Origin of the sequence: Mucilaginibacter gossypii (genome assembly GCF_017569325.2) — a bacterium.
GTDB lineage: Bacteria > Bacteroidota > Bacteroidia > Sphingobacteriales > Sphingobacteriaceae > Mucilaginibacter > Mucilaginibacter gossypii.
In genome coordinates, this window is record NZ_CP071878.2 from 4,746,210 (window position 1) to 4,758,379 (window position 12,170).

General features: G+C 43.3%; 11 protein-coding genes. 6 read left to right on the forward strand and 5 right to left on the reverse strand.

All coding sequences use genetic code 11. The features are described from left to right. Positions 1–58: 58 nt before the first annotated feature. The 6 genes from galB (at position 59) to J3L18_RS19855 (ending at position 8,698) form a co-directional block, all read left to right on the forward strand. On the forward strand, positions 59–2,491 hold the full coding sequence (gene galB, locus J3L18_RS19830) for a beta-galactosidase GalB (RefSeq protein ID WP_129568645.1): 2,433 nt from the start codon (positions 59–61) through the stop codon (positions 2,489–2,491). Positions 2,492–2,894: 403 nt separating this feature from the next. Further along, positions 2,895–3,716, forward strand: a complete 822-nt coding sequence (locus tag J3L18_RS19835; RefSeq protein ID WP_091174648.1) for an SDR family NAD(P)-dependent oxidoreductase — start codon at positions 2,895–2,897, stop codon at positions 3,714–3,716. A gap of 126 nt (positions 3,717–3,842) precedes the next feature. Then, the gene (locus J3L18_RS19840; protein WP_129568646.1) at positions 3,843–4,733 is read left to right on the forward strand and encodes a helix-turn-helix domain-containing protein; all 891 of its coding nucleotides are present in this window, start codon (positions 3,843–3,845) and stop codon (positions 4,731–4,733) included. A 108-nt stretch (positions 4,734–4,841) separates the two neighbouring features. Further along, a complete protein-coding gene (locus J3L18_RS19845) occupies positions 4,842–7,289 on the forward strand; it encodes a bifunctional YncE family protein/alkaline phosphatase family protein (RefSeq protein ID WP_129568647.1) in 2,448 nt (815 codons plus the stop codon). A gap of 111 nt (positions 7,290–7,400) precedes the next feature. Continuing rightward, positions 7,401–8,270: an aldose 1-epimerase family protein gene (locus tag J3L18_RS19850; protein ID WP_223266125.1), complete on the forward strand. Its 870-nt coding sequence runs from the start codon at positions 7,401–7,403 to the stop codon at positions 8,268–8,270. Positions 8,271–8,359: 89 nt separating this feature from the next. Further along, on the forward strand, positions 8,360–8,698 hold the full coding sequence (locus tag J3L18_RS19855; protein ID WP_090534362.1) for a hypothetical protein: 339 nt from the start codon (positions 8,360–8,362) through the stop codon (positions 8,696–8,698). A gap of 127 nt (positions 8,699–8,825) precedes the next feature. Here the strand turns inward: J3L18_RS19855 and J3L18_RS19860 are convergent, their stop codons facing one another. The 5 genes from J3L18_RS19860 to J3L18_RS19880 form a co-directional block, all read right to left on the reverse strand. Next, the gene (locus tag J3L18_RS19860) at positions 8,826–9,488 is read right to left on the reverse strand and encodes a hypothetical protein (RefSeq protein WP_129568648.1); all 663 of its coding nucleotides are present in this window, start codon (positions 9,486–9,488) and stop codon (positions 8,826–8,828) included. Between the two features lie 5 nt (positions 9,489–9,493). Beyond that, on the reverse strand, positions 9,494–9,655 hold the full coding sequence (locus J3L18_RS19865; protein ID WP_189549124.1) for a hypothetical protein: 162 nt from the start codon (positions 9,653–9,655) through the stop codon (positions 9,494–9,496). A gap of 206 nt (positions 9,656–9,861) precedes the next feature. Next, complete coding sequence (gene secG / locus J3L18_RS19870; protein WP_090534360.1) at positions 9,862–10,230, reverse strand: preprotein translocase subunit SecG; 369 nt, start codon at positions 10,228–10,230, stop codon at positions 9,862–9,864. Between the two features lie 9 nt (positions 10,231–10,239). After that, a complete protein-coding gene (locus J3L18_RS19875) occupies positions 10,240–11,619 on the reverse strand; it encodes a hypothetical protein (protein ID WP_129568649.1) in 1,380 nt (459 codons plus the stop codon). Between the two features lie 21 nt (positions 11,620–11,640). Then, positions 11,641–12,165, reverse strand: a complete 525-nt coding sequence (locus J3L18_RS19880; protein ID WP_129568650.1) for an LptE family protein — start codon at positions 12,163–12,165, stop codon at positions 11,641–11,643. Positions 12,166–12,170 lie beyond the last annotated feature (5 nt).

Genomic DNA, 12,170 nt, shown 5'->3' on the forward strand with positions numbered 1-12,170 from the left:
CTTTTGGCCTATTATTTATAATTTAGTGTCCAAAATACATTTAATCCCAAACGATATTATGTCATCAATAAAAACCCACCGCGTCGGGGCTTATAAGTTTGCATGCATCCTTGCCGTCCTGACGCTGGCCGCGTTAAAACCTTTTGCCCAAAACCGGCAGAAACTTGATTTTGATAAAAGCTGGCGCTTTAACCTCGGCGCTGTCGACAACGGCGAAAAAACAACGCTAAATGATAGTAAATGGCGAGTGCTCAATCTGCCACACGACTGGAGTATTGAAGGCCAATTTTCAAAGGATAATCCCGCTACTCCCGAAGGCGGCGCTTTGCCCGGCGGCATTGGCTGGTACCGTAAAACGTTTACCGTTCCGGCGGCGTCAAAAGGCAAGCTGGTTTATATTGATTTTGATGGCGTATATCAAAAAAGCGATGTGTGGATCAATGGACATCACCTTGGCTTCAGGCCAAACGGGTATATCTCGTTCAGGTATGAACTTACTCCTTACTTAAATTTCGGCGGTAATAACGTTATTGCCGTTAAGGTTGATAACTCGGTACAGCCAAACTCGCGCTGGTACTCAGGTTCGGGCATTTACCGCCATGTTTGGCTGGTTACCACCAACAAAATCGCCATCGATCATTGGGGCACTTATGTAACTACGAGCGATATCAGCGATGCGTCTGCCAAAGTAAATGTACAGGTGCAACTGCATAATAATGAGGTTTCACCATCATTATTTATTAGCACTAAACTTTATGATACCACCGGTAAAATTGTTGCAATCAGCGAACAGGCTACATTGTCAGCACGGGTTAAAAACGCTGTACTAACTACTGATAATACGCTCACTGTGAAAAACCCGGTATTATGGTCAGTTGAGAAACCTTATTTGTATAAAGCGGTTACACAAGTTCTGGAAGGCAAAGATGTGATTGATGAATATACCACTACCGTAGGCATTCGCTATTTCAATTTTGATGCAGATAAAGGCTTCAGCCTGAACGGGAAGCCGATGAAGATCTTAGGTGTTTGTAATCACCATGACCTTGGCAGCCTTGGCGCAGCCATTAACAACCGCGCGTTGGAGCGCCAGTTGCAGATGCTCAAAGCGATGGGCTGTAATGGTATCCGCACCTCGCACAACCCTCCGGCACCCGAACTGCTCGACCTTTGCGATAAAATGGGTTTTATTGTGATGGATGAAGCCTTTGATTGCTGGGAATGGAAAAAGGCTACTTACGATTATCATCTGTACTTTAAAGAATGGCATAAACGCGACCTGGAAGACCAAATCAAACGCGACCGCAATCATCCAAGCATCATGATCTGGAGTATCGGCAACGAAATCCCGCAACAGGCGGATACCAGCGCGTTACGCATTGCGCCTGAGTTGGCGGCTATTGTTCACAGCCTGGATAAAACCCGTCCGCTCACTACGGCTAATGACCGTCCGGATAGCACCAATAAAATTATAAAATCGGGTGCTATTGATTTGGTTGGTTATAACTATCACCAGTTTGATTACGCTAAATTCCATGACCGTTACCCGGGTAAAAAGTTTATTGCTACTGAAACTACTTCGGGCCTGGAAACGCGTGGTTATTATGAAATGCCTTCGGATAGCATCAGGGTTTGGCCGCCAAGCTACGATAAACCTTTTGTAAGGGAAGGGAACAATGTTTCGGCATATGACAACACCCGACCACCCTGGGGCTCAACCCATGAAATGACCTGGAAAGTGATGAAAAAATACGACTTCCTTTCGGGCATGTTCATCTGGACGGGCTTTGACTATCTGGGCGAACCAACTCCCTATTCATGGCCATCGCGCAGCTCCTACTTCGGTATTATTGACCTGGCCGGCTTCCCTAAAGATGTATATTATATGTACCAAAGCGAGTGGACCAATAAAAATGTGCTCCACATCTTCCCGCACTGGAACTGGCAGCCCGGTAAAATGATCGACATCTGGGCATATTATAACAATGCCGATGAGGTTGAACTTTACCTGAACGGGAAATCATTAGGCATCCAAAAGAAAACCGGCGACGACCTGCACGTGATGTGGCGTGTAAAATACGAGCCGGGAACCTTGAAAGCTATATCACGCAAAAACGGCAAAACCGTGTTAACCCGTGAGATCCATACCGCCGGGGCTCCTGCAAAAATCGAACTGACTGCCGACCGCTCGCAGATCAAAGCCGATGGTCAGGACCTGTCATTTATCACCGTAAAAATATTGGATAAAGACGGCAACGTTGTACCTGATGCTGATAACAAGGTAAACTTTAAGATTGCCGGCGAGGGCTCCATTGCCAGCGTTGACAACGGCGATCCGGTTAGCCATGATCCGTTTAAAGCTGATTACCGAAAAGCATTTCATGGCCTTGCGCTGGCCATGGTACAGGCCAAAGAAAAAGCCGGCACGATCACTTTAACCGCTTCTGCTGATGGATTGAAAAGCGCTACACTGGTACTGAAAAGTAAATAACATCACCCCCGGCCCTCTCCAAAAGAGAGGGAGTTTGGACGTATAAAAAAACGCACCCCGTCTCCCTGTAGATGGGGTGCGTTTTTTTATAAACCGAAGGGCCTTTAAAACGGAGGGAAAGTTTTTTGTAGAGACGCATAATTGCGTCTCCCGGCGGACAAGCCAATTCAAAAGGCTTCTGATTTCGTTCGAAATTGCATGCGGGAGACGCAATTATGCGTCTCTACATTTAAAACAATCAAAGTCAAACGGTTTCTAAGTTTCTGCCGACATTTACGCCTAATGACACTTTGATTACCAATTACAAGCCCCCGCGTAAAAATGTATCAGTGTTCCCCACTTCTGTATAAATTGCCCTGTGTTTGCCCTATTAATTTTGTGCTATCATTTAAAAACAACAAAAATGGCAAAGACAATTTTCATTACCGGTGCATCACGTGGCTTCGGTAAATTATGGGCCGAGGCATTACTGCAAAGAGGCGATAAAGTAGTAGCAACCGCTCGTAACCTGAGCGCTTTGGATGACCTGGTAAATAAATATGGCGACAATATTTTACCGCTGCAACTGGATGTTAATGATCGCGCTGCAGATTTCGCAGCCATCAACAAGGCAAAAGAACATTTCGGCAGTATTGATGTGCTGATCAACAATGCAGGTTACGGTTTATTCGGCAGCGTTGAAGAAACTACCGAGCAGGAAGCCCGCGAGCAGATGGAAACCAATTTTTTTGGACTGCTATGGTTATCACAGGCAGTGTTACCTGTAATGCGTGAACAAGGCTACGGCCATATTATCCAGCTTTCGAGCGTACTTGGCCTCGTTACTTTACCTGTGCTGGGTTTATATAACGCCTCTAAATTTGCGGTAGAAGGTTTAAGTGAAACCCTGGCCGCCGAAGTAAAAGGCTTTGGAATAAACGTTTCCCTGATTGAACCTAACGGCTTTGCAACTGATTGGGCTGGCGCTTCTGCCGCGCAAACCGTGGCAATGCCCGAATATGATGCTGTACGGGCGGCTTTCCAGGCTGGTTTAAATGACACCGATATTTTCGGTGTACCGGAAGCTACTACAGATGCTGTGCTGAAGCTGATTGACACCGAAAACCCTCCGTTGCGTTTATTCCTGGGTAAACACGCACACCCGTGGGTTAAACAAACTTATGAAGGCCGTGCTGCTGAGTGGGAAAGCTGGAGCGAGGTATCTGCCGCTGCGCACGGTAAATAATATGGTATAGCCTATTAATAATCAGACCATGCTTTAGGCTTTAAGCATTCAGCTTCTGATATAAATGGTATTATTTGATATAATCTACGCCGCAATTCGGCGTAGATTTGTTTAACTTTATTCATCATGCAGCATTTTAAAAATTTGGCCGATATGCACCGCTCCAATGGTTTCCCGATGCCGGAGAACCCACTCTTCAGCCTGTACAGGTGCACCCACACCTGTGGGTTTGGCGAAAGAGAGTTTACATCTGATTTTTACATGATCGGGTTTAAAAAACTTAAAGCAGGCCAGATCATGTATGGCCGTACAAAATATGATCACGATAACGGCAGCATGATGTTCATCAAACCCCGGCAGGTGATCCAGTTTAACAGTGTGGAGTATGATGAGGATGCGTTTATCATGTTCATCCACGAGGATTTTCTGAACGGCCACTTTCTGCATAACGAAATAAGCAAATATGCTTTTTTTGACTATGAGGCAAACGAAGCCCTGCACCTTTCGCCATCGGAAGAGCAGATCATGTGGGACCTTTATTACAAGATAGAAGCCGAATATCACAATAACACCGATGAATATAGCCGCGATATTATACTTACGCATATTGATTCTATCCTGAAATATTCGCAACGGTTTTACAAACGCCAGTTTATTAACCGTACAGAGCTTTCGGGTAAAACAGTATCAAAGTTTAATGAAGTGTTAGCAGCTTATTTTACCAACGGCTTATTGCTAAGCCAGGGATTGCCCTCTGTTAACGCGTTGGCCTCACAACTTAATTTATCACCTCGTTACCTAAGTGATATGCTTAAGCAGGAAACAGGAAAAACTGCTATTGAACTGATCCACATTTACCTTATAAACGAGGCGAAAAACCGTCTTAAAAGTGATTACCAAAGCGTTTCTGAAATAGCATACGAACTTGGCTTTGAGAACCTTCCATATTTTTCACGATTGTTTAAAAAGGAAACTGGTATCAGCCCTAACCAGTTTAAAAAACAGTTGGTAAATTGATAAACTAAGGCACTTACGCGGAGAAGTCCAATTTATTTATATTAAGTTTCTGTTAACAAGCCTTTCGGAATAAAACGATTTTGTAATTTTGATTACAATCGTTTTCTTATGAAACTAAAACTCATCGCCGGCATTATTCTTTTATGTGCGGCATTACAATCCTTCGCTCAAACTCCGGGAAAAATTGAACAAACAGGACAGGTACTATTGCCCAACGGCTGGAAGCTTAGTCCCGCGGGCAGGTCTTTACCGCTTGGCGATCTGCCGTTGAACATGCAGCTTTCCGTATCCGGTAAATTATTAGCTGTTACCAACAACGGCCAAAGCACCCAGTCGGTACAGCTCATCGACCCTAAAAATGAAAAACTGCTTGACGAGGTAGTGGTTAAAAAATCATGGTACGGGCTGGCTTTTAGCCGTGATGAAAAAAAACTATATGTATCAGGCGGTAATGACAACTGGATCCTGGTATTTAATATAGCCGGTAACAAATTGGGCACCCCGGATACCATCAAATTAGCACCGAATGCCTGGCCCAAAAATAAGGTTTGCCCTACCGGCATGGTAACTAACAAAAGTAACAACCGCCTGTATTCGGTTACGAAGGAAGACAGCACTCTTTATATTATCGATCCTGATAAAAAAGACATCCTTAAACAGGTAAAACTCCCTGCTGAAGCTTACAGCTGTATTTTATCGCCCGATGAAAAAACGCTGTATATTTCGTTATGGGGCGGCGATATGCTTGGCTTTTACAACATAGCTACGCAAACACTCAGCACCATTAAAACCAGCAGCCATCCTAACGAACTGCTTTTAGATAAGAAAGGGAAATTCCTGTATGTGGCCGATGCGAACGACAATGCGGTATCCGTAGTAAATACTTCAACTCATAAAATAATAGAAACCATTTCTACAGCGCTTTATCCTACCCGCCTCACCGGTTCAACCAGCAACGGCCTGGCCTTATCGCAAAACGGGAAAACGCTTTATATAGCCAACGCGGATAATAACTGTCTTGCTGTATTTGATGTTACTATGCCGGTTAGCAGCAAAAGCAAGGGCTTTATCCCGGTAGGCTGGTACCCAACAAACGTAAAGGTATTGGGTAATAAAATCCTGGTATCAAACGGCAAAGGGTTTTCATCAATGGCCAATCCTAAAGGGCCGCAGCCTGTTAAAAAAACAGATAACAGCGGTTACAAGCAAGGGGCTATCAACAGCCGGGAGCAATACATAGGCGGTTTGTTTAAAGGCACGCTATCATTTATCAACAGCCCGTCGGATGCCGAACTGAAAACTTACACCAGACAGGTTTATGCCAACACGCCGTTTACTGCTAAAATTGCAAAAACAGCCAAAGGCGAAGAAGGCAACCCCATTCCACGCCGCCTGGGCGAAAAGTCGCCCATTAAATATGTGTTCTATATTATTAAAGAAAACCGCACTTACGACCAGGTTTTAGGCGATATGCCGCAAGGGAACGGCGATACTTCGTTGTGCATCTTCGGTAAAAAAGTAACGCCTAACCATCACGCTATTGCCAATGAATTTGTATTGCTTGATAACTTTTACGTTGATGCAGAGGTAAGCGCCGACGGCCACAACTGGAGCATGGCTGCCTATGCTACCGATTTTGTAGAAAAAACATGGCCAACCAGTTACGGTAGCCGCGGTGGCAATTATGATTTTGAAGGAACCCGCAAAGCCGCCTATCCGCGCGATGGCTTTATATGGGATTATTGCAAACGCGCCGGTGTAAGCTATCGTACTTACGGCGAGTTTGTGAGCGATGGTAACCCCGGCAAAGCAAACTTAAAATCGCTTGAAGGGCATTTTTGTATCAAATCGCCGGGCTTTGACCTGAATGTGAAAGATGTTAAAAGGACTGAGATCTGGGCCCATGACTTTGATTCGTTACTCACTATAAATGCGGTGCCGCATTTTAACACCGTGCGCATTTCAAACGACCATACCAGCGGGCAGCGCAAAGGCGCCATATCGCCCATCGCCGCCGTGGCCGATAATGATCTTGCCATTGGCCAGTTCATTGAGCATTTATCACATAGTTCGATCTGGAAAGAGTCGGTGGTTTTTATTTTGGAGGATGACGCCCAAAACGGCCCCGACCATATTGATGCCCACCGTTCACCGGTGTTTGTAGCCGGTCCGTATGTAAAACGCAACGCTGTGATCCACGGTATGTATTCAACCTCGGGTGTTTTGCGTACTATCGAGCTTATTTTAGGCTTGCCGCCGATGAGCCAGTATGATGCCGCAGCTATGCCGCTGTATGATTGCTTTACCAGCAAGCCCGACCTTACACCATATACTGCTAAGCCGGCACAGGTTGATTTGGAACAGCGCAACATAGCAGTAAACGAGAGCAGCAAACGTTCTGAGTTGTTTAATTTTGCCAAAGAGGATGCTGTGCCGGATATCGACCTGAATGAAGTGGTTTGGAAGTACGTAAAAGGAGAGGCATCTGTCATGCCTGCGCCAAAAAGGAGTGCCTTTGTAATTTTAGAACCTAAAAAAGAACAGGATGATGATTGATTTGTTAACTTCGTTGAACCGGAAGTTGTCCAATTAACGAATTCTTAATACATTGGTTTAAGGCCCGGTTTATGATTTATAAAGCCGGGCTTTTACATTAATTATACACCTATGATCACTCATTTAGAAAACGACCACATTAAAGTAGCTATCGACACCAAAGGCGCTCAACTGAGTTCATTTATCAATAAAGCTACAGGTATTCAACATATGTGGCAGGCTGATGAAAAAATATGGCCGTGGCATGCCCCCAATCTTTTTCCGGTAGTGGGCGGCCTCATTAATAATGAACTTTTGGTTGGTGGCGAAAAGTATTCCATGTCGCGCCATGGTTTTGCAAGGCAGTCGGAATTTTTCTTATTAGAGTCGGATGAGACATCGGCAAGCTATTCGTTACCAAACTGCGAAAACACATTAAAGGTTTATCCTTTTAAATTTGATTTACAGATCCTGTACCACCTTATTGATAACGCGCTTAGGATTACCTATAAAGTGATCAACCTCGATAAAAAATCGATATATTTTTCTGTTGGCGGGCACCCGGCTTTTAACGTTCCCTTTAACAAAGGCGAAAACTACGAGGACTATTACCTGGAGTTTGAAACTGAAGAACATTTTAACACCCACCTTTTATCAAAAGATGGCTTTTTTAACGGCGTAACCCATCCTGTACCAACTCCCAACAAAAAACTTTACTTAACCCGCGACTTGTTTAAGGATGACGCGCTTGTTTTTAAAGATCTAAAATCGCGTATGGTAACTATTAAAAGCGATAAACATGATCAAACCTTAGCGCTTGAATTTCCTCATTTCAATTATCTTGGTTTATGGGCCAAACCGGGGGCTGATTTTGTTTGCATAGAACCATGGCTTGGCTGCGCCGATACCGAAGGCAAACACGTTGACATTAAGGATAAAGAAGCTATCCAAAAATTAAGCGTGGGGCATGTTTTTGAATCGGCCTATTTTGTTTGCTTATAAACATTTGGGTTACAATAATTTTATACTTCGGTAAAACATTTTTCGCATTTTTTCTCTTTCATAGAAAGAATCACTTAAATATTAAAACTATGAAAACTAAAGTTTATTTATTAGCCCTCACCATGCTGCTGTCATTTACAGCGTTGAACACCTTTGCTGCTGATAGCCACGCGCTTACCCCCCTAAGCAAGGAAGAAATAGCAACCATGACAACCGAGCAAAAACAAGCCCGTGTTGAGGAGATCAAGGCCCGTGTAAATGAGATCAAAGCAATGGATAAATCGGAGCTTACCAAAGCTGAACGTAAGGAATTGCGTACCGAATTAAAATCAATGAAAAAAGAAGCCAATGCTCTTGGCGGCGGTGGTATTTACCTTTCAGTAGGTGCTATCATCATCATTATTTTGGTATTGATCCTGATATTATAATTTGAATCGTCTTGTATAAAAAACGCCTCCGACGAAAATCGGGGGCGTTTTTGTCGAAAAATATCGTATGCTGCTAATGTTACAACAACAGACAATCCTGCTGAAACCTACGATTGGAAACTAATCGTTATGTTTTACGTGCGTACTCACCACGAAGTACTTTAACGAAATCGACCTCTTTTCTTGGAAGAAAAAAACCGAGGATGCTATTTGGATTGCGGATGCATATTTGTATGTGGTTTTTGCGCTGAATGCCAGATCCGGGAAATGCTTCACCACCTTCCATAAAAGCGCCACGCACCGAGTCAAAAAGCTTAATATTGGAGTTCCCGTCTTTGATGAATTTTTCATGTAAGGCAAATATCCTTTCGTTCATGAACTCAATTACGGCACAGTCTAACTCCCGTTTAAGCTTATCCTTATGCTTATCACCTTTAATATCAGTATTTTCAGGCATTGGTTTACCAAGGGCATTATTGGAAAGCTTCATGAGGGTGTAGTATGCTGAAACAACCTCAATATATTTACTATCTAAAAGATCACAACAGTTACCAAGGTCAATCACTGCTCCAATAACCGCCGCCTCTTTAATCTTTTTCCGCTTTACGTAATCTTCCGCCCATTCTAACGCACGTGTTTCATTATACTCCCAAAAGTACATGCCATGCCCAAGCCAGTCATATGGCTTTTCGCTTTTTTTGATTTGATCGGGATGTTCTAATAATTTATCGCAGGTTTCGCGGTCGCAACCATGAAATCCTATAACCAGATTGGGCCTGCTATCATACATAATAATCAGGCATCGGCTTTCTCAAGTTCTTTGTAGGGTTGGGTATAGTTACCTGCTTCATCCAGTATACCAGCAGCAATAAAAGACTTAAGCGCCTCTTCCTTTGTCAAGGATTTCTCGAGCTCTTTAGCCAATTCTATTAATAACTGCAGATCTTTCTCACTCATATTCGAAGTCTTTCTCCTGGTTAATTAACACAAATCTACAGATATGGTTTAATATCTGCAATATCCCTCTTTTATGAAGAACCACACTATTGCATCGTTTAATAACCTATTCTTTCAATTAACAATGCCTCCGGCGCAAACCATAGTACACAAAAAAGCCCCCGGATATTTCCAGAGGCCTTCAATATATCTTAATTGATTATTTACTATTTTTTGCTGCTGTCGGCTTTAGGAGCTGCCGGTGTAGCAGACGGTGTTAATGCCGGAGTTGATGAAGGAAGCGCGTTGCTTGGTTTTGAAGCTTTTTCAATTTGCTCACGCAGCGCAGGATTGTCTGCATTGTTTGATGAGCCGCCTTTTACAGCAACGTTAATAGCCAATGATAACACCATAAGGGTGATAGCTAACGCCCAGGTACCTTTTTCTAAAAAGTCGCCGGTTTTTTGTACGCCCATTAATTGTGATGAGCTTGAAAAATTTGATGCCAAACCACCGCCTTTAGGGTTTTGGATAAGTACGATAAGCCCTAACAGAGCGCATACAATTACGGTAACAATGATTAAAACGATATACATTTCTTTATATTAATTAGTTTTCTTCTCTAACTCCTCAATTTGGCTTGCAAAGTAACGGCTTTTTTCCGGGAATTTCAACATCAATTTTTTGTAAGTTGCAATAGCTTTGTGATATAACATCTGGTCGATGTAAATCTGGGCTAATGTTTCACTTACCAGGTCATTTCTGTCTTCCGAGCTCTTCTTTGCTTTGTTCTCATTATCGAGCTTATCAATTGATGGCGGCCTGATCTGGGGCTCCTCTTTAATAAATTTCTCAATGATGATGTCTTCCTTTCTTTTTATCTCCGGCACATCGGGCTGAGGGGTTTTCTCCAGCTCCTCCAGAGATTGCGAATGGAAGATATTTTCATAATACTGATGCTGTAATGCATCGGCAGTCTGGCTATCAGGCGCTACAGGTTTTTTGGGCTGTTCAACCGTTTCAATATTATAAGGCTGATAAGTTGATGCATATTCCTTACGGGTTTTATCTAACCACCACATAAAGGTATAAGGCATTTTCTCGTCGTTGTACTTTGATAAAACCTCCTGCTGTTCAGTAGCTTCAATTTCTGCCGGCTGCGGAGCCGACTCCTGCGATATCGCTTTATCATCATTCCTTGTGTCAACAACCGAGTTATCAAACAAAAAATAATCCGTGGATGCGATATTACCGATTATCCATTTTTCAGTTACATCGTCCCTTACGTCTTTAGCTTCATCAACTGTAACTGGCGCCTCATCAGCCACCTCTGTTTTATCGTTTATCGCTGCTTCCGCATTAACATTAGCACCAACAGGTTCATTCACATTAGCCTGGCCTATACTTATATTCTCGATCCCAACAATTTCATCGTAAACCTCATCATCTATATCGTGGGTAGATGAAATTGATTCCCCATTGGGCTCAGTTGCAACTGCTCCCGGATCAGCAACTTCCGTTACCGGTTCTGCATCTGCAATTTCAGGCTCAGGATCATCGATATTGATAAAATTGAAACTGCTTTTATCCTGATCTGTGCCTGCGGCTAAATCTTCGGAGAAAGGTGGCAGTGTATCAGCCAGGTCATCAACAGCTGGACCAATATTAAAATAGTTTTCGGAGGCTGGTGTATTATTTACCGGAACAACATCAAGCAGGTTAATTACCTGTGATGAATTTACCGGAGAAAGGCCTTCGGGCTCCTGAATTAATTTATGCAGTAAAACGGGTTTGTAATAAACGGCCGCGCGCTGTATATCCTTATTGGTACCGGCATGGGCAAGCAAAGCACGCAAAATACCGCTTTGCGGGTAGGCATCAACCAGTTGCTGCAGGTTATAACCATAAAAAGAACCTGTTTCGGCCGGGTTGGCCAACAGTTCATCTAATATTTCGTATTGCCTGCTATTCAAATATTGATCCACGTGGTTGAAAATACAAATTGCCTACCAATTAGAAAAGGCTGCGTTAAAAATATCATCAATTAATTGCTTGTTAATTTGCTGTATAAGCCCCTGTTCCTGCGAAGAAATATCTCCCTTGTAATTGGCAAACTTAGTAAAACTTTGCTCAAAACTAAGCTTTTTATCCGCCGGAGTTTTCGCGGCATCAAATGAAAATTTAACACGCACGGTAATAGTAAGCCTGTTGGCATTAGCAATTGGCGCAACGTTGTTCGCCGTTGCCTCGATAGAAACCGGGGCGATAGAATAACCGGTAATAGCGCCCGACATAGTTGCATCAGCCTCGCCGCGGACTAAGCTTAGGCTGGTTTGTGTACGGATCCTGTCTTTTAACGCTTCGGTAAAAGTTTGGCTCAGGTTATTTACAACCAGCGGCGCGTTGTTTTCAAAAAACTGCACATTGATGGTCTTCAAACTGGGCGGGATTGATTGATTTTTAAGCGTGTAACATGATTGGCATATAAATATCAGCACACACACCGAAATAATCCCCAAAAGTTTTTTCATCAATT

Bases quoted from the DNA above. Each gene is read 5' to 3' on its own strand.
- J3L18_RS19850 (WP_223266125.1), top strand. From the start codon at position 7,401: ATGATCACTCATTTAGAAAACGACCACATTAAAGTAGCTATCGACACC.
- J3L18_RS19835 (WP_091174648.1), top strand. From the start codon at position 2,895: ATGGCAAAGACAATTTTCATTACCGGTGCATCACGTGGCTTCGGTAAA.
- J3L18_RS19865 (WP_189549124.1), bottom strand. From the start codon at position 9,655: ATGAGTGAGAAAGATCTGCAGTTATTAATAGAATTGGCTAAAGAGCTC.
- J3L18_RS19860 (WP_129568648.1), bottom strand. From the start codon at position 9,488: ATGTATGATAGCAGGCCCAATCTGGTTATAGGATTTCATGGTTGCGAC.
- secG (WP_090534360.1), bottom strand. From the start codon at position 10,230: ATGTATATCGTTTTAATCATTGTTACCGTAATTGTATGCGCTCTGTTA.
- J3L18_RS19840 (WP_129568646.1), top strand. From the start codon at position 3,843: ATGCAGCATTTTAAAAATTTGGCCGATATGCACCGCTCCAATGGTTTC.
- galB (WP_129568645.1), top strand. From the start codon at position 59: ATGTCATCAATAAAAACCCACCGCGTCGGGGCTTATAAGTTTGCATGC.
- J3L18_RS19855 (WP_090534362.1), top strand. From the start codon at position 8,360: ATGAAAACTAAAGTTTATTTATTAGCCCTCACCATGCTGCTGTCATTT.
- J3L18_RS19845 (WP_129568647.1), top strand. From the start codon at position 4,842: ATGAAACTAAAACTCATCGCCGGCATTATTCTTTTATGTGCGGCATTA.
- J3L18_RS19880 (WP_129568650.1), bottom strand. From the start codon at position 12,165: ATGAAAAAACTTTTGGGGATTATTTCGGTGTGTGTGCTGATATTTATA.